This is a genomic window from Acinetobacter minutum (genome assembly GCF_035916735.1).
Taxonomy (GTDB): domain Bacteria; phylum Pseudomonadota; class Gammaproteobacteria; order Pseudomonadales; family Moraxellaceae; genus Acinetobacter.
In genome coordinates this window covers 44,891-65,120 of sequence record NZ_JAQIHG010000007.1, presented here as the reverse complement: position 1 = coordinate 65,120, position 20,230 = coordinate 44,891, and the positions used below count along the sequence as shown (strand labels likewise).

Sequence of the window (20,230 nt, the reverse complement as noted above, 5' to 3'; positions counted from 1 at the left end):
TTTTTAATCGTTTATCTCTTGGATTTTTTCGAATAAAGCAATCGATTCAACATGTCCGGTATGTGTAAACATATCCATGACCCCTGCTTTTTTTAACTGGTAACCGTGCTGAACCAAAATCCCTGCATCTCGCGCTAGTGTAGCTGGATTACATGAAACATAGACGATTCTTGTGGCGGAAAATTGCGGAATATACTGCATTACTTGCTCCGCGCCTGAACGTGGCGGGTCAATCAATAATGCATCAAATCCCTGATTGGCCCAAGAATGATGCGAAAAGTCTTTTGTTAAATCTTGTGAATAGAAACTTACGTTCGACAACTGATTCTTTTGAGCATTTTCCTGACCTCGCTGTACCATGTCATCGCTGGCTTCAACTGCCACCACCTGACCGGTTTCTCCTACACAACGTGCGAGAGGCAAGGAGAAATTACCCAAACCACAAAACAGATCCAGCACCCGTTCGCCTTTTTTCAATTCAAGCAATTCACATGCCAGCTTCACCATTTGCGGATTCACTGTGGAATTGACTTGGGTAAAATCGAGCGGCGAGAAGCCAAATTCAATATCAAAGGCATCCAGACGGTAATGCAGACGCATCGCGGCTGTCGGATCATCTACACGATGCAGCGTTTCTGCAGCACCGGGCTGCAAATACAGTTGCCACTGCCTTTGTAACGTAAATTGTTTTAATTGGTTGACATCCGATGTCGACAATTTTTCAGTATGCCGCACTAGCAGTGCAACTTCACGATCTCCCATCGCCAATTCTATATGACCGATCGCCGCTTTGCCTTTAAGACTTTCGAGTAATAGCTTCAGATCGGGAAGTGCCTGACTCAGCACCGTATCCAACACAGCACAATCCTGAATCGGCGTCAGCCGGTTGCTTTGCCGCTCACGGAACCCCATCAGTAACTGCTGTTTCTGTGGTAGATAACGCACCCCAATACGCGCTCGACGGCGGTAATCTTCCCGGGTTGAACGCAAGGGAGCAAGCCAGGTTTCTGGGCAAATTCCGGCGAAATGTTGCAGGTGTGAAGCCAGAACCTGCTGTTTCAGCTTAATCTGCTCATCTGCCTGTAAATGCTGTAAATTACAGCCCCCACAGACCGTAAAATGCGGACAAATCGGCTCAATACGCGTCGCTGCAGGTGCACTGAGCAGTTCAATACAGTCCGCTTCTTCCAGGCGCTTGTTGACCTGGGTAATTTTGGCCCGAACCGTTTCACCGGGTAGTGCATAGCTGATAAAAACCTTCTTGCCCTGCTTGTCTGCCGGATGTTCAGGATGACTGCCATAATGTGCAATTCCCCGACCTTCATGAGAGAGTGACTCTACCTGAAAGGTATAAACGGGGGAAGGAAGCCGACGAGATGGGGCACGGTGTTTCAAAGCAATAACCTAATCCGGCAAAGAGGAAAGAAATGTTTGGGTAAACGGTGTGTGTGCTGCACTTTGCCGCCATAAGGACAAAAATTCAGCATGTTGCGGTTGCGTGGTTAAATACTGCCAGGTGGCTTGCAGCCAAGCCAGATGATCCTCACTCAGCAACTGTCCTTTCAGCAGCAGCCACCGCAGATAAACCAGCCAGGTATTCAGCACATCCCCTTCACAATAAGAGGTTAATTGCTGCCATTGTTGCTGTCGAACATATTCCGGCACCTGATAACCTAAACCACGCTTGCCAGGAAAACCGAGCAGTTGTGCAATATCATCCAGTTTCTGGAAGTTACGCCCATTAAACATCGCCATCACATCCATCAGATCCACATGGCGCTGATGGTAACGATTCTGGTAGTTATTATAGCGTTTTTGCGTGTCAATTTCGCCCTGATCAAACAGCGCAGGTGCAGACAGACCATGATACATGGCACGGAACAGGATGACCGGTAAATCAAACTGTGAACCGTTCCAGCTCACCAACACCGGATGACGCTTGTCAAAAATGGAGAGGAATTTCCTGAGCAGTTCCGCTTCACTGTCCTGTTGCTGGCTGAAGGAAAATAGCTTCATACCATGTTCATCAATCCACAAGCCGGAAATACAGACAATTTCATGCAGCGGAAGACGCTGAAAATCGGTTCCAGCTTCTTGGCGGCGCAATTTGGTCAATGCCTGCTCAAGATCCTGTTCCGGCAAATCCAGATCATGCAAATGCGCCCCAGCCTTAAGATCCGTCAGGGTTTCGATATCAAACACCAATACAGGGAAACGCATTTGCTCAGATTTCCTTTATTCTGGATCTTGAACCGAGAACAGACCGGTCGAAAGATAACGATCACCACGGTCACAGATAATGCAGACAATCACCGCATCCGGCTGTTCATGCGCAATTTTGAGCGAAGCCCAAACTGCACCACCGGATGACGTTCCCGCACTGATGCCTTCTACCTTCGCCAATTTACGCATGGTCTTTTCCGCTTCGATTTGTGGAATATCAATAATGCGGTCAATACGGCTACGATCAAAAATGGTCGGCAAATAGGCTTCTGGCCAACGGCGGATTCCCGCAATACTTGAACCTTCCGACGGCTGTAACCCAACGATTTGAATATCGGGATTTTGTTCTTTTAGGTATTTTGACACACCCATGATGGTGCCTGTCGTACCCATCGAACTTACGAAGTGAGTAATTTTACCGCCAGTTTGCTGCCAGATTTCAGGACCTGTAGTCAGATAATGCGCCTCAACATTGTCCGGATTACCAAACTGGTTTAACACTAGTCCTTGACCTTCGCTTTGCATCTTCGCAGCCAGGTCACGTGCACCTTCCATGCCCTGTTGCTGGGTCACTTCAATCAGCTCGGCACCATAGGCCAACATGGCATCTTTACGTTCCTGACTCATGTTGCTTGGCATGATGAGTTTCATTTTATAGCCACGCATCGCCGCTACCATGGCCAACGCAATCCCGGTATTTCCACTGGTTGCTTCGATCAAGGTGTCACCCGGTTTAATCTGACCACGCTTTTCCGCCTGCATGATCATATTATAGGCAGGTCGGTCTTTCACGGATCCGGCCGGGTTGTTTCCTTCTAATTTTGCCAGAACCGTGGCCTGGGTATCTGCCGCCAGTCGCTGTAAACGGACTAAAGGTGTTTTGCCAACATAATGGTCTAACAAAAATTCATCTGCGAGGAAATCAGGATGTGTATTACTCATTATATGCACCGATATCGAGGTGACCGGTATTGTATGAAAAAATGACTAAAGCTGCACACATTTCCCGGGCTTTATTTCAAAACTGCTTAAAGCATCATCAGTTGGCAACAAAGCATGTTAAGATGCGGCGCATAGGGATCCAATTGCTTTAACCATGTCAAATTTCGATAAGAAACTACTAAAGCGCCTGCACTTAAATCATGCTTATGGACAGCTGATTGCATTGATTTTTGTGCCCATTATGATTCTGGCAGCTGTCGGGACGGAACTGGTGCTGAGCGAGACGTCTAATGCCGCACGTTCCCAGCAGCGGCAAACGGCGCTGGTCATTTTGACCCGCTATCAGGCCACGGCAACCCAGTTGCTCAACATGCTGGATAGCCAACCCGAGCGCCGCCGTGATGCTGAAATCGCATTACAAAATATGTTGCACGAGCAATTCCTGTCACGTGCCGCCATTATCGATCAGCATGGGAAAAACCGGGTCAGTGTCGGATTACAAACTCAACGCTCATGGCCGATATTCAAACAGGACGCGACTTTTTTTGGCCCAATTGTTTCACATGGCAACCATGTTTACGGCATCCGCATCAACAATAAAATTCCGCATCCAGCCTGGCTGGTGATTGAGCTGGACAACCAGCCGCTGACCATCTCGCATTATCGAATTTTAATTGTACTGATCGCGACCGGTCTGATTACCTTACTGTTGCTGCTGTTATGTCTGAATTTCTACTCACGGCGCTGGATTGCCCCGATGTACGAAATTCGCATGCAGTTACAGCGGGTCAATGCCGACACCTTGGATCAGCACATGGTGATCAACAGTACCGGTGAGCTACGCCTGCTGCAGCGTGATATTGCCAATCTGGTTAAACGCCTGCATTACAGTTTTCTGGAACTGAAAGAACATACCGAACAGACTGAAGATGACCTGCGTCGCACCCTCGACACCCTGGAAGTGCAAAACATTACCTATCGTCAGGCACGGGATCAGGCGATTTCAGCCAACCAGTCCAAATCGGTTTTTCTCGCCAATATCAGCCATGAATTGCGGACACCACTGAACAGTATTGATGGCTTCATCCATCTGATGCTACGCCAGGGCAACCTCAGCAATGAACAGAAACTTTACCTGCAAACCATTCGCAAATCCTCAGCGCATCTGTTGGCTCTGATCAATGACGTCCTAGATTTTTCCAAGATTGATGCTGGCAAACTGGAACTGGAAACTGCGCCATTTGACCTGGAAGAAGCCATTTTTGATGTGATGGACATGCTCTCACCGCTGGCAGCACAAAAACATATCAATATGGCATTCTATTATGCTGATGATGTCCCACAAGAAGTTATTGGTGATGCCTTACGTTTCAAGCAGATTTTAACCAATCTGATTTCCAATGCCATCAAGTTCACTCCGGATGGTGAAATTATTGTGCGTGCGCGGATGGAACATGATGATATCGGACAATGCCTACTACACTTTAGTGTGCAGGACAGCGGTATCGGTTTAAGCGGAACAGATCGCAAGAAACTGTTTGAATCCTTCTCGCAAGGCGATGCGTCTGTAACGCGTCAGTTTGGCGGTACCGGCTTAGGCCTCGCGATTTCAAAACAACTGGTGCAGTTGATGCAGGGCCAGATTGGTTTTGAAGACAATCAGGAACGTGCGCCAACGGCCAAAGGCTCAACCTTCTGGTTTACCGCCCGGTTTGCAGTAGATGAAGATCACGGCATCGAGCATCCAAGCTTTGCCGAATTAAAAGTGATTTCTTATCTAGCCCATCCGGCAACGGCGAATATTTTGCGGCATTATCTGGAAGATTATCAGGTACAGCATATTGAAAGTGCATCTATTCTCGACCTGTTCAGCCGTCTCAACCAGCTCCCGCAACAGGTTGAAAACACCTGGTTGATTGTTGACCACAGTGGTGACAGTGAGGCTCTGCTGCGTGAAATTCGTCACCGTTATACGGGCAATCTGGCGGTATATGGCTACCAGATGGAATTGTCGCCAACTATGCTGAATGATTACCGTGCACGTGCACTGTATCAGCCACTGAGCCGTCATGCGCTGATTCAGTTACTCGGCAATGAACCGGTCTTCGATGAGCTTCAGCAAAAGGCCTTTGATGGTCAGGGCTTACACATTCTGGCCGTCGACGACCATTTGCCCAACCTGATTGTCTTGGAAGCTTTGCTGGGTGAACTGAATGTCACCACCAGCAAGGCACAAAGTGGCCAGGAAGCCTTGGCGCTGATTGAACAGCGTCTAAAACGTGGTGAAGCAGCATTCGATCTGATCTTTATGGACATCCAGATGCCGGTCATGTCGGGTATAGATACCACCCGTGCCATCCGTTCACTCGAATCGACGCTGGAAAATGTCCGTCATCCGATTATTGCCTTAACCGCCCATGCGCTGGCTGATGAAAAACAGAAATTACTAAAAGTCGGTATGGACGATTACGTGACCAAACCAATCCAGATTGAACAGATTATTCAGATTCTGACCGAATGGACACATAACAGTTTTAATCAGCAGCAAAAAAATAATGATCATGCTGTGATGATTGCCGCGCTCGACCCCGACATTTTAGATTGGCAGCAGTCGGTACAGCTAGCGGCCAACAAGGAAGAGTTGGCACTGGATCTGCTCAAAATGCTGATTGACAGCTTCGCCACGGAACTGGCGGAAATGCAGCAATTGATTGAACTGGAAGATTTTCCTCAACTTGAACACGTCCTGCACCGCTTATATGGCGCAACACGTTATGTTGGAACGCCAAAATTACAACGGATCAGTGGGGAGTTTGAGCAGTTTATTTCCACCTTACGCAAAGAACGCCGCCGTGCCGATGAGGCCTTTATTCAAGAAACCCTGCGTCGTCTGGACGACCTGCAACTGGTCATTCAACAAGTCACCGAAGCTGCCCAGCACCTGCTTTCCAAACAGGACGCCTAAGGCCACGACTCGACTAAAGTCAGGTGAGTCACACATTTATCGTGACTCGCCTGTCATGTATGCTGTTCTTGCTCATGCTATGCTCAGGCCTGAGAAGAATAAGAGTCGCGTCCCATGGCATTATTAAGAATTGAACAGCACAACGGCATTGCGACGGTTTATCTGAACCGACCGGAAAAACGCAATGCGATGAGTTTCGCCCTGTTGCAGGAATTAATCCAGACCGCCCAACAATTAAAAAAAGACCGCCACTTACGCTGTGTCATCCTCACCGGTGAAAGTCAGGTTTTTAGCGCGGGGATCGACCTGAGCGATCTGAATCATCCGAAAAATCGTGCTTATGCCGCATGGGAATTATTAAAACCCGGCCCTAGCCTCTTTCAAAAAGCCTGTCTGATCTGGCAGGAACTTCCCGTACCGGTGATCGCCGCCTTGGAAGGCTTCTGTTTTGGTGCAGGCATGCAGTTGGCGTTGGCTGCAGATTTACGGATTGCCCATCCCCACACCCAGATGTCGATCATGGAAAGCCGCTGGGGACTGGTTCCAGATATGGGATTGACCCGCTCTCTGCAAAGCCTGATCGGTATCGACCAAGCCAAAGAACTGACATTTACCGGACGTACATTTAACGCAGAATATGCTCACAGCATTGGCTTGGTCAGCCATCTGGATACAGCACCCTTAAACCGTGCCTATCTGCTGGCAGAAGAAATCGCCCAGCGTTCGCCCGATGCAATTGTGGCGGCCAAGCAAGTATTGAATGCCATGTTATTGCAACCACAACGTGCCCTACGCCTAGAAAAAATTTGGCAGTTCAAATTGTTGCTGGGAAAAAACAGCCGTCGAGCCAGACAAAAAGACCGTCAATCCGACCTGACATTTTTTCCACGCCAATATTCATAAGAGAGGCCATATGATTTTCGATCGTCATACCAAAATCGCATTTTTAGGACTCGGCTTGATGGGAAGCCGTATGGCCAGCCGTCTCATACAAGCGGGCTTTCAGGTGGGCGTGTGGAATCGCACGGCTTCCGCCTGTGATCCACTGGTCAATATCGGGGCAGAAGCTCTTGATCTATCCAATATTGGCAAATATCAGGTGATTTTACTTTGTCTGGCAGATGATCACGCGGTTGAATCTGTTTACCAGCACATGCAACCTCACCTCAAACGCAATCAGGTGATTGTGGATTTCTCTAGCTTATCTGTGGAAAAAACCAAACAACTGGCACAAGCCGCCCATCAACAACACGTCACCTGGATTGACTCCCCCGTTTCGGGTGGCACGGCAGGTGCAGAACAAGGGACGCTGGTGATTTTCGCCGGCGGTCATGCAGCGACAATCGACAATTTAAGCCTGATTTATAATGTCCTATCACAACGTGTGACCCGTATGGGCGACAGCGGGACAGGACAGGCGACCAAAATCTGCAACCAGTTGATCGTCGCAGCTAACAGTACCTTGATTGCTGAAGCAGTGGCACTGGCTGATCAAGCTGGCGTGGATACCCGCCTGCTTGCTCCGGCCTTGGCCGGTGGTTTTGCCGATTCCAAACCTTTCCAGATTCTGGCACCTCGTATGGCGACCCATACCTTTGAGCCGGTTCAATGGAAGGTACAAACTTTATCGAAAGATCTGAACAATGCAGTTCGTCTGGCGCAAAGTTATCAGTTGTCGATTCCAGTCGCACAGCGTGCATTGCAGCAGCTACAGGCCCATCAAGACAGCGGCAACGGTCAAAAAGACCTCGCCAGCATCATTGAATACATCGAACAATAAACTCACCCTCACAATGGAGCGCGACACATGAGTAAACTGGCAGTCAACTTGTCCATGATCTTTACTGAAGTTCCCCTCATTCAGCGTTTTCAGCAAGCGCATGAGCACGGTTTCAGACATGTAGAAATCCAGTTTCCTTATGAGTTAAGCATTGAAGAGATCCAGGTTCAGTTGATTCGTTATGACCTGAGCCTATGCCTGATCAATGCACCTGCCGGGGACTTGATGCAGGGGGGTAACGGACTGGCTGGTGTCCCAGGGCAAGAAGCTGCATTTTATCAGGCCGTTGAGAAAGCGATTGCTTATGCCAGTGCACTCAAGGTACCGAATGTGAATATTTTGGCTGGCAAGCAGCCACTCGATGCCGACCTGCTCCCTTGCCTCAATACCTTAGCCAAAAATCTCAAGCTAGCGACCCATATGCTCAGCGATGTTGGAATTCAGACGGTCTTTGAAATGATCAACGGCACTGATATGCCCCGTTTTCTGGTACAGAATATTGCCCAGGCACAAGAAATGCTCGAGGCCGTTAATCATCCGGCGTTAAAAATGCAATATGACTGCTACCATATGGCCATGATGGGAGAGGATGTACTGGCAGGATTACAGGAAAACATCGAACAGATTGGACATATCCAGTTTGCTGACTGCCCAGGTCGCCATGAACCGGACACCGCACAAATCGACTTCGCAACAATTTTTACCTGGCTCAAGCAAAGCAATTATCAGGGTTATATCGCAGCAGAGTATCGTCCACAGGCACACTCCAGTCATTCTTTCGCCTGGAAACAGAAATATTTTGCCGATCATTTACAATTTTAATGTCGGTGCTTGATTTGAAATTTAAGGGTAAAGACGCTATATTAGATCATGAGTTATTGTCAGGAAATTACCACCTTTATGAATTTAGAACCATCGCCCAGCGCTTCTAATTCTTACGATCTCGCCATGAATGCTCAAAATCAACACGTTCAAGCTTGCCTCAATGTCGTGCGTGAAGCTTTAGTTGATGTAAAAGCCAAAGATATTATCGAACTTGATGTCAGCAATATCAGCAATGTTGCCGATGCGATTGTAATCGCCAGCGGCACCTCTACCCGTCACGTCAAAGCACTTGCCGACAATGTGGCTGAAGAAGCACGCAAAGCCGGTTTCCGCCCGATTGGCGTAGAAGGCGAACGTGATGCTGAATGGATCCTCATCGATCTCGGTTTCGTTGTCGTTCATGTCATGTTGCCAACAGCACGTAAATTTTACGATCTTGAAAGCTTGTGGCGTGTCGCCCCGGAATCCGTGGCTTAAGGACCCGATACACTTCAAATGAATAGAAAAGCGACCATCCGGTCGCTTTCTGTTTTTAAGGTCTCGCTACAACAGCTGGTGCAGGTCAACATCGGGAAAGGTATTTTTCACCTGCAACCTGCTGCGTGCATAAATCTGGTCGGCCTTGGCAGGTCCATAAAACTCACAATAGACTTCATATAACGCCGTAATCACTTTGGCATAACTGCTTAACGGTACAAACTCCAGAAAATCTAGCGCATCCACTCGCTGTAACGGATCAACCGAGAGCTTAAGTAAGTGCAGCTGGGCTTTAACTTCAGCGTCAAATTCTGCACGATCCACATCAGTGACAGTATGCACCACCTGCTGGATAAACTGGATAAAAGCATCTGTCAGATAACCGGAAACCAGCGTTTCGTGTTTCGTTTGCCCTTGCTCAGCTGGAGACTTTCCTTGAAGACGCACCTGTTTTTCCACTTGTGCAATTTCAAACAGCAGCTCCCGCAGCATTTCCTTACGCTGCTGTTTTAATAGGTCCGTCGTACAAATGTCTTGCAAAAAACGGTTCAGCACAAAGGACGGCTGATTGCCATACTGCTGTTCCCAATATTGTACGATCCGCTCAAGCACATTGCCCTGCACAAAACGGCTCAGGCCTTTGGCAATTGCCTGTTTCTTTTGTGCAACCGATAAAACGTCTACAGACATCTTGACCTCCTTAATGTCGTGTTGTCATATCGTCGGTTTCAAAGGTCACGTCACGCTGGAATTCCGGATAGCACAACTCGGCATGCTCGGTATAGTCTAGGCCACGTTGTTCATGCTGTTTGCTGACCCGCAATCCACCGAGCACTTTATCAAGAATCTTGAATACGATGAATGCTACCCCGAATCCCCAAACAAAGGCCACGCCCACACCTAATACCTGCACACCAATAATTCCAGGATTAAACATCTGCTTCTCAAAGAAGATCCCGGCAGCCAGTGTTCCCCAAACACCACAAAAGCCATGAACCGCCACTGCATCCACCACATCATCAATCTGAAATTTCTCTAAAATGGTGGGCAATATACTGACCAGCAGCCCCGCCACTAACCCAGTCACAATCGCGAACAAAGGTGTCATGGTGGCACAGCCAGCTGTCACTGCAACCAAACCACCCAGTGAGGCATTAATACTCGAACGCATCAACATAGCCTTGCCACGCAATAATGCCCAGAGCATATATGCTGTTGCTGCTGCACAGGCCGCCAAATGGGTGTTTAATGCAATCCGGCCAATACTGACATCTGCACGCACAGTAGATGCTGCATTAAAACCAAACCAGGCCAACCATAAAATGAATCCCCCCAAAGCGACCAATGGCAGATTATGCCCTGCCAAATAATGGCTTTGACCATGTCGACCAAAACGCCCGAGACGCGGTCCCAAGACCATAATGCCTGCCAGCGCTACCCAACCACCAATTGAATGCACTACGGTTGAACCGGCAAAATCGATAAAACCTAAGGCTTTCAACCAGCCTTCGCCGCCAAACAAGCTGCCCCATGCCCAGCTGCCAAATATCGGGTAAATCAAGCCACTGACTATAATGGCACTGACCACATAGGCGACAAAATGAATCCGCTCTGCCATCGCCCCACTAGCAATCGTGGTGGCTGTAGCAGCAAACATCATTTGAAAGAACAACAAATTCCAGTGCCAGTCATCCAGCTGATTCGGTGCAAAATGGCTCATGCCCAGCCAACCAGTATGGTTCAGACCAAACATCAGGCCAAAACCGAACAACCAGAAAATCAACCCACCCAAGCAGGCATCCATATAGTTCTTCATCAATACATTGACGGTATTCTTACTGCGTACCGAGCCGCTTTCAACCAAGGCAAACCCGGCTTGCATAAAAAACACCAAGATACCGCCCACCACCACCCAGACACTATCCAGTGACAAGCGGATTTCCTGAATATTGGCCGCTGGTGTTAGATTGCCTTCAGCCCATACTGGACGAACCACCCCAAATAAAAACAACATGAGATAAATTATTTTTTTCATATAGCACCCCTAAACTTAATTAGGGAAATGCAAGTAAAATGCCAACTTATTAAAATATCATCAGAATATTGCTAAATCCCTCTCTCAAAAACCAATCAAATGAGCGCAATAAAAAACCACCCGAAGGTGGTTTTAGATCAGCTCGAACAATCTTAGTGCCCAGTTCCATTAATGGCTTTGGTCATATCTTCCACCACTTTTTTGGCATCACCAAAAACCATCATAGTTTTATCATGATAGAACAAATCATTGTCCAGACCCGCATAACCGGTTGCCATCGAACGCTTGATCACCATAATTGTGCGTGCTTTATGTGCTTCCAGAATCGGCATGCCATAAATTGGTGAACTTGGATCATCTTTGGCAGCAGGATTCACCACATCATTCGCCCCAATCACCAAGACCACATCGGTTGCCGGGAAGTCTGAGTTGATCTCATCCATTTCCAGAATGTCTTCATACGGTACATCCGCTTCTGCCAACAGCACGTTCATATGACCTGGCATACGACCAGCCACCGGGTGGATAGCAAAGCGTACAGTCACACCCTGCTCTTTTAGCAAGTTGGCCAACTCTTTCACGGCATTTTGTGCACGACCTTGTGCCATACCATAACCTGGTACAATGACGACACTGTCCGCATTCGACATCAGGAAGCCCGCATCATCTGCTGAACCGGAACGGTAGTTGCGTTGTACCTGCGCACCCGCTGCAGCCACAGGTGCAGCAGCACCCATGGTGCCACCAAACAATACGTTGATGATGGAACGGTTCATTGCCTTACACATAATGTAAGATAAAATCGCTCCCGAGGAACCGACCAAGGAACCTGCAACGATCAGCATGTTGTTTTCCAGAGTGAAACCGATTCCTGCGGCAGCCCAACCCGAAAACGAGTTCAATAAAGACACCACCACCGGCATATCACCACCACCCACCGGTGCAATCCAAACCCAGCCAAAAGCCAGCGCCAGAGCGGTCATGGCCCAGAATGCGGTCATATTGCCTGTAGTAAAGAAGTAGAAACCACACGCCAGCATGGCAATAAAAATCGTTGCCTGCACAGGTTTAACCCAGGCACCCGCAATGGTTTTTGCCCACTTTTTAGCTGCCAGTTTGCCGTAGGCAAACACAGAAGCCGTAAAGGTAATCGCACCAACAAAACAGCCAACGAAGAGTTCAAACAAATGCACTTTGCTCATATGTGCAGCTTCAACCCCTGCAGCAGTCAATGCTTGTGGGTTCTGTGCAAATAAAGTCGTGAGCTGATTGTTATGCAGGATTGCGGCAATCGCGATCAAGACGGCTGCCAAACCGACCAGCGAGTGCATCAGTGCCACAGTTTCCGGCATTTGTGTCATCGGGACGGTACGTGCACGTGTAACCCCCACCACAGCACCGAGCACCATTGCACCAACAATCATCCAGATCACCGGATGATTCGCGACAAAAAAGGTCGTCAGGACAGCAATCGCCATCGCGATCATGCCATAACGGTTACCCGCAATCGCGGTTTTAGGCCCCGACAGTCCACGTAGCGTCAAAATAAACAGGACTGCACCAATCAGGTAGAACCAATCCGCGTTCGCTCGAATAAATTCCATTGTGTCGTCCTCTTATTTCTTCTGCTTTGGCTTGAACATTTCAAGCATGCGGGCAGTCACTGCGAAACCACCAAAAATATTAATGCTCGCCAGGAACACCGCAATCGCACCTAAAACGCTAACGACATTGACACTCTGAAACTGCACATTGGCATCCATACCCAATACAGGCAGACCGACGGTCTGGATCATGGCTCCCACAATGATGATCGAGGAAAGTGCATTAGTGACAGCCATCAGCGGCGTATGTAACGCGGGTGTCACCCCCCAAACCACGTAATACCCGACAAAAATGGCCAGGACAAAAATCGTAATCGTTTCAACCATGGTTGTTCTCCTTAACCACGCTTCAACAGCACTTGACCCGCATGGGTCACCAATAGGGCTTTCTGAATTTCATCATCCTGATTCAGGACGAAGTTTTTCTCCTGATCAAACAGGGTATCGACAAAATTCAGTACATTACGCGCATACAACGCAGATGCCTCTGTCGCGACAGTTGCCGGAATATTCGGAACCCCTAAAATCTTGACACCATTCACAGTCACCACGGTTTCGCCCACTTGAGATCCTTCCACGTTACCGCCCGTTTCCACTGCCATATCCAGAATGACCGAACCCGGTTTCATCTTGGCCACGGTTTCTGCCTTGATCAGACGGGGTGCATTACGTCCTGGCAATAGTGCCGTGGTAATCACGATGTCTGCATTGGCAACGGCCTTATCCACAATCGCGGCTTGATCCTGGATGTATTGCTCACCCGGCGTCCAGCCATAACCATTCTTGGCCGCATCCGCAGCACGCTGCTGTTCTTCAGCAGACATGGGCACATCGAGCCATTTCCCTCCAAGGGATTCCACCTGGTCTTTAGCCGTTGGACGTAAATCGGTCGCTTCAACCACCGCCCCCAAACGTTTCGCCGTTGCGATCGCCTGTAGGCCCGCCACACCAACTCCCATCACCACCACACGGGCCGGTTTTACCGTACCCGCAGCAGTCATCAGCATCGGAAACATGCGCTGGTATTCATTGGCTGCCAGTAACACGGCTTTATAACCCGCCAGGTTCGCCTGAGAAGACAACACATCCATGTTTTGTGCACGTGACAAGGTTCGAGGCAACAGTTCCAAAGCAAAGGCAGACACTTGCTGTGCCGCAAATTGCTCAAGCTCAGGGTTGCGATAGGGATCAAACATCGCAACCACCACACTTTGCGTTGCAAGTTTTGTAATCTCATCACCCTGTGGCGCACGAACTTTCAAAATCAGCTGGCTACCGGTATAGGCGTCCTCAGTGATTTTGGCACCCATCTGCTCATAAGCACTGTCCAGGTAAGCGGCTTTGACTCCAGCGCCACGTTCAATCAAGACACTATGACCGGCGCTAATTAACTTCTTGACTGTCTCTGGTGTTGCAGCAACGCGGTGTTCACCAGCGACAGTTTCAACAGGTATTCCAATCTGCATGAGCATTCCTCAAGCTTGTGTTTTCTCAAGTAAACATCGCGGTAAGCAATGTTTCCCCCAGGATTATTCTTATTGACTCACTTGGATTCTAATTAAAGTTTTTGAAAATGCTACCCAGTATTTATTTAATAAATGATGACATTTTCAAACAATGATTCTTAAAAATTATGATGCGATATATAATTTTTTAGTTAAGCTTTTTATTTTTAAGCAAACACCACCCTAATTTTCTGTGCATGAAACCAGCTCTCTCTAGCACGCAACTCGGCTCGTTGTTTGCCTTATCCGCTGCCTTTTTGTTTAGCAGCAAAGCCATCCTCATCAAACAAACCTATGCCCTATCTCCTCTGGTCGATGCCACAGTTCTGATGGCACTTCGTATGGCCAGTGCTTTACCTTTTTTCCTGCTTATCTGCTGGTTCTGCCGTCACCGCAACCGGGGCATTCAGGCTAAAGAATGGGGGTTATTAGTGTTGTCTGGCCTTCTGGGCTATTACTTTGCCAGCTGGCTGGATTTCTTGGGTTTGATGTTTATTAGTGCGTCGTTAGAACGGATTATTCTGTTTTTGTACCCGACCCTGACCGTTCTGGGTTCGAGTGTTATTTATAAACAAAAATTAAATGTAAAAACTTTGTTTGCCATTTTGTTGAGTTATGGTGGAACGCTACTCGTGCTGTTGCAGGAACACAATAACGCACCAATTCAGGGCAATTTCTGGTTGGGTGCCAGTTTGGTGTTTGCCAGTGCGGTGGCATTTGCGGTGTATTTACTGCTGACACCACGGCTCATCCAGAAATTTGGCTCCTGGAATTTTACTGGTTTAGCCCTGAGTGTCGCGTGTATCGGCACGCTGCTGCATTATGTCGTGGTAACTCCCGACCCACTGCATCTATTGCTCAAGTTACCGGCAAGCGTGATCTGGTATGGCGTTGGATTAGGCTTTATGGTCACCGTTTTACCCACTGTTCTACTTATGCAAGGCATTGAACGGTTGGGGGCGGCTCAATCTGCCATGATTGCATCCATCGGTCCGATCCTGACCATTTTACTGGCGGTGGCATTTTTAAATGAGCATCTGAATGGCTGGCAATGGCTGGGCTGTATTTTGAATATTGTCGGGGTGATGATGGTGACCCTGAATAAAAACAAACTGAAACATTAAGCACCCGGTAAACTCTGATCTAAGCCGTTATGTTTGCTCAGGTTATATAGACTCAGTATATCTTCCACCAATCCAAGGCAGTGTTTATCCTGCGGTTATTTTTGCTATAGTTCCGCACACCCTATTTGACCAGTTGCTTTATTTTTCAGGAGTTCTCATGTCCACAGCCTACGATATTAGCCACAACAAAGCATTACTGTGGCTGATGGCTATTGCCTGTGGACTCTGTGCCGGATCCAACTATTACTGTCAGCCGCTGATCCATTCAATCCAGCAGTATTTTTCGGTCAGTGCAGCTTCAGCCGCTCTCACGGTCACTTTTGCCCAAGTTTCTTATGCCTTTGGACTGCTACTCATCGTCCCGCTGGGTGATGTGAGCAACAAACGTAAATTAATCCCGGGACTGATGGTGCTGACTGCATGTGGTTTGTTTCTCTGCGCCTTCGCGATCAATTTACCGATGTTATGGATGGGGACCATTCTCACCGGGCTGTTTTCTGTGGCGGCCCAAGTCTTGATTCCGCTGGCAACCATGGCAGTTAAACCGGAAAAAACCGGTGAAGTGGTGGGCTTCTTAATGAGCGGACTGCTCGTCGGCATCTTGCTGTCTAGCACTCTGGCCGGTCTACTGTCCGATCTGTTGCACTGGAAAGCCATTTACGCACTGAGTGGCATACTGATGTTATGGCTGGCGTTCCTCCTACACGGCAAACTACCTTATGTGCTGCGCCTGAATCTAAGCTATGGCCAGATTTTTCACTCCATGGCCAATTTACTGCGTCATGAAAAACGCTTAATTCTGCGTTCTTTACTGGGTGCCTGCGCCTTTGCCTCGATGAGCACACTCTTTTCGACTTTTGCCCTGCTGTTATCCAACCGGCCTTTTCAGCTCAGTGATTTCTGGATTGGATTGGTACCTCTGGCTGGTATGATCGGTGCCCTATCCACTTCATGGATTGGCAAATGGGCCGATCAGGGTCATACCGAACGTTTGACCTGGATCGGTGCAGCGATCCTGTTACTCAGCTGGCTATTGCTTTATTTTGCGCAACAGGGTTTACCGTTCTACCTACTTGGCTTTGCACTGATCAATTTAGGGCTGGCGATGCTACACAGCTGCAACCAGAACGTGATTTTCCGCCTGCGTCCCGATGCAAAATCTCGTTTAAATGCCATTTACATGACCTTATATTTTGCCGGTGCAGCTACCGGTTCAGCACTTGGCGTCTTTGCCTGGCAGCATGGCGGCTGGCAAGCAACCTGCTTAACCGGTTTCATTTTGGCGCTCTGTTCTGCCGGCTTTTCCGTGATAGACCGACTCATCAAACCTGTCACGAAACCAGCCTAACAGCCCAAACATGTCAGGAAAATTGCACAACCGGATAAAAGGGTTGCGGTTGATCCAGCGCCTGAGCATTTTCCAGCAGGATAAACATAAAGCCCGAAAGCAGACCCGATAAAACACTACAGGCTTCCGACAACTGTGTCCGGTTCACACTGCTGTGGCAACTACTACCACCTTGCAACAACTGTTGTCCTAAAGTCTGCAGGCAGTGGAACAGACGATGCAAAATATGCAAGGCGTCTTGTTCTTGCCAAGCTTGTTGCCATTGTTGCTGATCCCGCTCAAAAGCCTGTTGCCAGGCCAGTTTGCTAATCTTTTGGTTCTGATAATCCCAATAAGACTGAAAGGCATAAGGAGACTGCAATAAAAAACGGATTGCTTGTGGAAATCTGCTCCAGATCATATACTCAATACGGTGCGGTGCATCATGCTGGAACATCTGATCCAAAAAAGGCTGCAAGGTTGTTTCTTCAGCGTCTGTTTCGCGCGCGCACATGGCTTTGAATGCCACCCACAAACTGATAAATTTTAAATCCAGTTGTCTCGCATCTAACTGCAAAGCCTGCTTAAACCAGCTCAGCGTACGTTGCATGCGCAGATTAAAATACTCAGAATGTTGCGCTTTCTGGCTGCGGAACACCATTTCTAGCACTAACATGAACACCTCTATCTTCTTTATTTTTCTAGTTTGATGCAGCATAGACATCAAAAAAATTACACTTAAATTTCAGCAAAAAACCGCTTTTAAACATCTACGGGTTACCATCCAATCACGCCCCGATCAGCAGTTTTCAGGATCAGGCTGTTGTATTATAGCCAAAGTCCGTATAATTTCGCCCTCTCCTTTCGCGGTTTAGGTTTTCGCATGCAATCCACATCAGTTCTTCAGCCTCGTATTTCAGTTGCCCCGATGATGGATTGGACCACCAAGGATTACCGTTATTTTGCCCGCCTGTTTAACCCGAATGTCGTCCTGTACACCGAAATGGTCACAACGGGAGCGATCCTGTTCGGTGATGCCAAACGTCATCTAGATTTCAATCAGGAAGAACATCCGGTTGTGTTACAGCTAGGGGGATCAAATGCAAAAGACCTTGCCACCTGTAGCAAAATGGGGGAGGATTGGGGGTATGACGAAGTCAACCTCAATGTTGGCTGCCCAAGTGATCGGGTACAAAATAATAAAATTGGCGCTTGTCTGATGGCGGAACCGGATTTGGTGGCGGAATGTATTGCCGCCATGCAACAGGCTGTCCAGATTCCTGTCACGGTCAAACACCGCATCGGCATTGACGATATGCATTCTTATGAAGAAATGCTGCACTTTGTAGATACCGTAGCAAAAACAGGCTGCAAGCACTTTATCGTGCATGCGCGAATTGCTTTACTGCAAGGCCTCTCACCGAAAGAAAACCGCGAAGTCCCCCCGCTGCGTTATGAAGATGTATATCGTTTAAAACAGGATCGTCCACAGCTCACCATCGAAATTAATGGTGGCATTAAGACCTATGCTGAAACCGTCGAACACCTGAAACATGTCGATGGTGTGATGATTGGCCGCGAAGCCTACCATAACCCGTATTTACTGGCAGAACTCGGGCAATTATGGCATCTGCCGATGCCAGACCGCTTCGACATTATGCAGCAGATGATGCCTTATATTGCACAACGGGTTGCGGAGGGTGCTCCATTGTCGATTATTACCCGGCATATACTTGGTCTGTTCCAAAATTTACCCGGTGCACGCAAATGGCGTCAGGCGCTGAGTGGTGGCAATGCCAAAACCTTAAAAGATGTGGAAACCGCACTCGTCAATATTCAGGCTGCGATGCAACGCACTGAAGACTATATACGCGAGCATCAAGTTTAAGTTGCAGGTTGACTCACGACACCATAACAATCTCAAGTTGCCTGAAAGATGGTTTCAGGCAACGGATCAGGCAGTATCAACAGCATTAAAAGATGGCTTACGGCTAACTTCAATCAAGGCTTAGTAGGCAGTCAAATTCATATTGGCCTGCCCCACACAAGGGGTTTCTGCCAGAACCTGATCGCCACGGCTCACCCGAATACCCGCTTCTTCTTCGCCACTGGCACGATGATAGGACCACCAGCCGGTATAGGTATTACCATTAAATTTCAGCATGATTTGCTGGGTCATCCACCAGCTCCCACCACCCAAATTTTCACTGCCATCATCAATCGAACTGGCAGAACGAGGAACGGAAAATGCCAAATCTGGTGCTACCACTGACTTTCCATATCGATAGTGAATGACTTTACCCGCATTTAAAAACTGTACTGTTTTGCCGCTGGCCGTTTTACAGGAAAAAATCACCTGATCAGCTGGCGCTGCCTGCGTCAGGCTAGACAGGAAAGAAACCAGACATGTCGTGATCAGTGTCACCGCAACTCGGTGCAATCGTGCCATAAATACTCCAAATCCATTATTATTCTCATCAGATCAGTCTATCTGGATTTTAATTATTTGAATAGCATCACATTTTATAAAACTGAATGCGGCTTGCCCCACCAATCTATCTAGAGCATTAAGCTCTAGCTTTAAGACTATCCAGTTTCTTCAGCACCTCGGCAACGGCAATCATGGCGAAACTGGATGTCACCACCACGGCAGAACCATATCCCCCACAACGCAAACCAGCACTTGCACACACCTCAGCACTGGAAAACGGATTGTCGATGGAATAGACACAGGTAATACCAAATTTTTCTTTGGGCTTTTTACAAATGCCTTTGGCACGCAACTGGGCACGCAATTTGGCCAGCATCGGATCCTGTTCCGTTTTGGATAAATCGGCCACTCGAATTTTTAATGGATCAAGCTTACCGCCTGCACCGCCAGAAACGATAAGCGGAATTTTATTAAAACGGCAGTGCAACATCAGAGCCAGTTTAGCTTTCACATCATCAATACAGTCAAGTATCAGATCCGGCTGGCCTGCCAATAAGGTTTTGACATTGTCCGGTGTCAGGTAATCATCAATCAGGTTGACCTTGATACGCGGATTAATCTGTCGGCAGCGCTCCGCCATGATTTCAATTTTTTCACAACCCAAGGTCGATGTCAGTGCAGGCAGCTGACGATTGATATTGGAAGCCGCCACCACATCCATATCGATCAGGGTCAATTCACCAATACCCGTACGGGCCAGTGCTTCAACCGCCCAACTGCCCACGCCACCGATCCCGATCACCATTACATGACTGTTTTCATAATGGGTAAACACATTTTCCCCATAGATTTTGGCAACTCCGGCAAAACGGCGTTCATATTCATCATCTTGAAGAAGGTCTGTCATGGTGCATATCAGCATAAGAAATTCGCTGCTATTTTACTGATTTTCCCTCTAAGCGTCTTGTCTTTCATTTCATAAATAAGCCCAG

At 48.1% G+C, this 20,230-nt stretch carries 19 protein-coding genes; 8 read left to right on the top strand and 11 right to left on the bottom strand.

Annotated features, from left to right (window positions below; genetic code table 11):
* Positions 1-3 precede the first annotated feature (3 nt).
* Genes rlmD through cysM form a run of 3 tightly spaced genes read right to left on the bottom strand, consistent with a single transcriptional unit; the run spans position 4 to position 3,165 of the window.
* On the bottom strand, positions 4-1,395 hold the full coding sequence (gene rlmD / locus PAE54_RS04815) for a 23S rRNA (uracil(1939)-C(5))-methyltransferase RlmD (RefSeq protein ID WP_326518639.1): 1,392 nt from the start codon (positions 1,393-1,395) through the stop codon (positions 4-6).
* A gap of 9 nt (positions 1,396-1,404) precedes the next feature.
* Entirely contained in the window at positions 1,405-2,220 is an 816-nt protein-coding gene (locus PAE54_RS04810; RefSeq protein WP_326518638.1) for a 3'-5' exonuclease, read from the bottom strand.
* Between the two features lie 15 nt (positions 2,221-2,235).
* Positions 2,236-3,165, bottom strand: coding sequence for a cysteine synthase CysM (gene cysM, locus PAE54_RS04805; RefSeq protein WP_273777437.1), 930 nt, complete (start codon positions 3,163-3,165; stop codon positions 2,236-2,238).
* A gap of 154 nt (positions 3,166-3,319) precedes the next feature.
* Here cysM and PAE54_RS04800 point away from each other — a divergent pair, with 154 nt between their 5' ends.
* From PAE54_RS04800 to rsfS, 5 genes are all read left to right on the top strand, one after another.
* A complete protein-coding gene (locus PAE54_RS04800) occupies positions 3,320-6,130 on the top strand; it encodes a GacS-like sensor histidine kinase (protein WP_326518637.1) in 2,811 nt (936 codons plus the stop codon).
* Between the two features lie 114 nt (positions 6,131-6,244).
* Positions 6,245-7,033: a crotonase/enoyl-CoA hydratase family protein gene (locus tag PAE54_RS04795; protein ID WP_326518636.1), complete on the top strand. Its 789-nt coding sequence runs from the start codon at positions 6,245-6,247 to the stop codon at positions 7,031-7,033.
* 10 nt (positions 7,034-7,043) lie between these two features.
* Positions 7,044-7,910: an NAD(P)-dependent oxidoreductase gene (locus tag PAE54_RS04790; RefSeq protein ID WP_326518635.1), complete on the top strand. Its 867-nt coding sequence runs from the start codon at positions 7,044-7,046 to the stop codon at positions 7,908-7,910.
* Between the two features lie 27 nt (positions 7,911-7,937).
* On the top strand, positions 7,938-8,732 hold the full coding sequence (locus PAE54_RS04785) for a hydroxypyruvate isomerase family protein (RefSeq protein WP_326518634.1): 795 nt from the start codon (positions 7,938-7,940) through the stop codon (positions 8,730-8,732).
* 78 nt (positions 8,733-8,810) lie between these two features.
* Positions 8,811-9,212: a ribosome silencing factor gene (gene rsfS, locus PAE54_RS04780; RefSeq protein WP_326518633.1), complete on the top strand. Its 402-nt coding sequence runs from the start codon at positions 8,811-8,813 to the stop codon at positions 9,210-9,212.
* Positions 9,213-9,278: 66 nt separating this feature from the next.
* On the opposite strand, the gene PAE54_RS04775 is transcribed toward rsfS, so the two are convergent.
* The 5 genes from PAE54_RS04775 to PAE54_RS04755 form a co-directional block, all read right to left on the bottom strand.
* Positions 9,279-9,902 (bottom strand): hypothetical protein, encoded by a 624-nt coding sequence (locus PAE54_RS04775; protein ID WP_326518632.1) that lies wholly within the window; start codon positions 9,900-9,902, stop codon positions 9,279-9,281.
* Between the two features lie 10 nt (positions 9,903-9,912).
* Positions 9,913-11,247 carry an ammonium transporter gene (locus tag PAE54_RS04770; RefSeq protein ID WP_326518631.1) on the bottom strand — a complete coding sequence of 445 codons (1,335 nt, stop codon included), beginning with the start codon at positions 11,245-11,247 and terminating at the stop codon, positions 9,913-9,915.
* Between the two features lie 152 nt (positions 11,248-11,399).
* A complete protein-coding gene (locus PAE54_RS04765; RefSeq protein WP_273777447.1) occupies positions 11,400-12,851 on the bottom strand; it encodes an NAD(P)(+) transhydrogenase (Re/Si-specific) subunit beta in 1,452 nt (483 codons plus the stop codon).
* Between the two features lie 12 nt (positions 12,852-12,863).
* Positions 12,864-13,178: a proton-translocating transhydrogenase family protein gene (locus PAE54_RS04760; protein WP_273777448.1), complete on the bottom strand. Its 315-nt coding sequence runs from the start codon at positions 13,176-13,178 to the stop codon at positions 12,864-12,866.
* Between the two features lie 11 nt (positions 13,179-13,189).
* Complete coding sequence (locus tag PAE54_RS04755; protein ID WP_326518630.1) at positions 13,190-14,317, bottom strand: Re/Si-specific NAD(P)(+) transhydrogenase subunit alpha; 1,128 nt, start codon at positions 14,315-14,317, stop codon at positions 13,190-13,192.
* Between the two features lie 236 nt (positions 14,318-14,553).
* Here PAE54_RS04755 and PAE54_RS04750 point away from each other — a divergent pair, with 236 nt between their 5' ends.
* Together PAE54_RS04750 and PAE54_RS04745 are read left to right on the top strand one after the other, a co-directional pair.
* A complete protein-coding gene (locus PAE54_RS04750) occupies positions 14,554-15,480 on the top strand; it encodes a DMT family transporter (RefSeq protein ID WP_326518629.1) in 927 nt (308 codons plus the stop codon).
* 157 nt (positions 15,481-15,637) lie between these two features.
* Positions 15,638-16,828, top strand: a complete 1,191-nt coding sequence (locus PAE54_RS04745; RefSeq protein ID WP_326518628.1) for an MFS transporter — start codon at positions 15,638-15,640, stop codon at positions 16,826-16,828.
* Positions 16,829-16,841: 13 nt separating this feature from the next.
* On the opposite strand, the gene PAE54_RS04740 is transcribed toward PAE54_RS04745, so the two are convergent.
* Positions 16,842-17,483: a hypothetical protein gene (locus tag PAE54_RS04740; protein ID WP_326518627.1), complete on the bottom strand. Its 642-nt coding sequence runs from the start codon at positions 17,481-17,483 to the stop codon at positions 16,842-16,844.
* A 207-nt stretch (positions 17,484-17,690) separates the two neighbouring features.
* Between PAE54_RS04740 and dusA the strand changes: the two genes are divergently transcribed.
* Positions 17,691-18,695: a tRNA dihydrouridine(20/20a) synthase DusA gene (gene dusA, locus PAE54_RS04735; protein WP_326518626.1), complete on the top strand. Its 1,005-nt coding sequence runs from the start codon at positions 17,691-17,693 to the stop codon at positions 18,693-18,695.
* A gap of 120 nt (positions 18,696-18,815) precedes the next feature.
* Here the strand turns inward: dusA and PAE54_RS04730 are convergent, their stop codons facing one another.
* Entirely contained in the window at positions 18,816-19,256 is a 441-nt protein-coding gene (locus PAE54_RS04730; protein WP_326518625.1) for a hypothetical protein, read from the bottom strand.
* A 118-nt stretch (positions 19,257-19,374) separates the two neighbouring features.
* Positions 19,375-20,145, bottom strand: coding sequence for a tRNA threonylcarbamoyladenosine dehydratase (locus PAE54_RS04725; protein WP_326518624.1), 771 nt, complete (start codon positions 20,143-20,145; stop codon positions 19,375-19,377).
* Between the last annotated feature and the right edge of the window lie 85 nt (positions 20,146-20,230).

Bases quoted from the DNA above. Each gene is read 5' to 3' on its own strand.
- PAE54_RS04730 (WP_326518625.1), bottom strand. From the start codon at position 19,256: ATGGCACGATTGCACCGAGTTGCGGTGACACTGATCACGACATGTCTG.
- PAE54_RS04725 (WP_326518624.1), bottom strand. From the start codon at position 20,145: ATGACAGACCTTCTTCAAGATGATGAATATGAACGCCGTTTTGCCGGA.
- PAE54_RS04770 (WP_326518631.1), bottom strand. From the start codon at position 11,247: ATGAAAAAAATAATTTATCTCATGTTGTTTTTATTTGGGGTGGTTCGT.
- PAE54_RS04800 (WP_326518637.1), top strand. From the start codon at position 3,320: ATGTCAAATTTCGATAAGAAACTACTAAAGCGCCTGCACTTAAATCAT.
- PAE54_RS04785 (WP_326518634.1), top strand. From the start codon at position 7,938: ATGAGTAAACTGGCAGTCAACTTGTCCATGATCTTTACTGAAGTTCCC.
- PAE54_RS04775 (WP_326518632.1), bottom strand. From the start codon at position 9,902: ATGTCTGTAGACGTTTTATCGGTTGCACAAAAGAAACAGGCAATTGCC.
- PAE54_RS04790 (WP_326518635.1), top strand. From the start codon at position 7,044: ATGATTTTCGATCGTCATACCAAAATCGCATTTTTAGGACTCGGCTTG.
- PAE54_RS04795 (WP_326518636.1), top strand. From the start codon at position 6,245: ATGGCATTATTAAGAATTGAACAGCACAACGGCATTGCGACGGTTTAT.
- PAE54_RS04750 (WP_326518629.1), top strand. From the start codon at position 14,554: ATGAAACCAGCTCTCTCTAGCACGCAACTCGGCTCGTTGTTTGCCTTA.
- PAE54_RS04740 (WP_326518627.1), bottom strand. From the start codon at position 17,483: ATGTTAGTGCTAGAAATGGTGTTCCGCAGCCAGAAAGCGCAACATTCT.
- PAE54_RS04810 (WP_326518638.1), bottom strand. From the start codon at position 2,220: ATGCGTTTCCCTGTATTGGTGTTTGATATCGAAACCCTGACGGATCTT.
- PAE54_RS04745 (WP_326518628.1), top strand. From the start codon at position 15,638: ATGTCCACAGCCTACGATATTAGCCACAACAAAGCATTACTGTGGCTG.
- cysM (WP_273777437.1), bottom strand. From the start codon at position 3,165: ATGAGTAATACACATCCTGATTTCCTCGCAGATGAATTTTTGTTAGAC.
- PAE54_RS04755 (WP_326518630.1), bottom strand. From the start codon at position 14,317: ATGCAGATTGGAATACCTGTTGAAACTGTCGCTGGTGAACACCGCGTT.
- rsfS (WP_326518633.1), top strand. From the start codon at position 8,811: ATGAATTTAGAACCATCGCCCAGCGCTTCTAATTCTTACGATCTCGCC.
- PAE54_RS04765 (WP_273777447.1), bottom strand. From the start codon at position 12,851: ATGGAATTTATTCGAGCGAACGCGGATTGGTTCTACCTGATTGGTGCA.
- PAE54_RS04760 (WP_273777448.1), bottom strand. From the start codon at position 13,178: ATGGTTGAAACGATTACGATTTTTGTCCTGGCCATTTTTGTCGGGTAT.
- dusA (WP_326518626.1), top strand. From the start codon at position 17,691: ATGCAATCCACATCAGTTCTTCAGCCTCGTATTTCAGTTGCCCCGATG.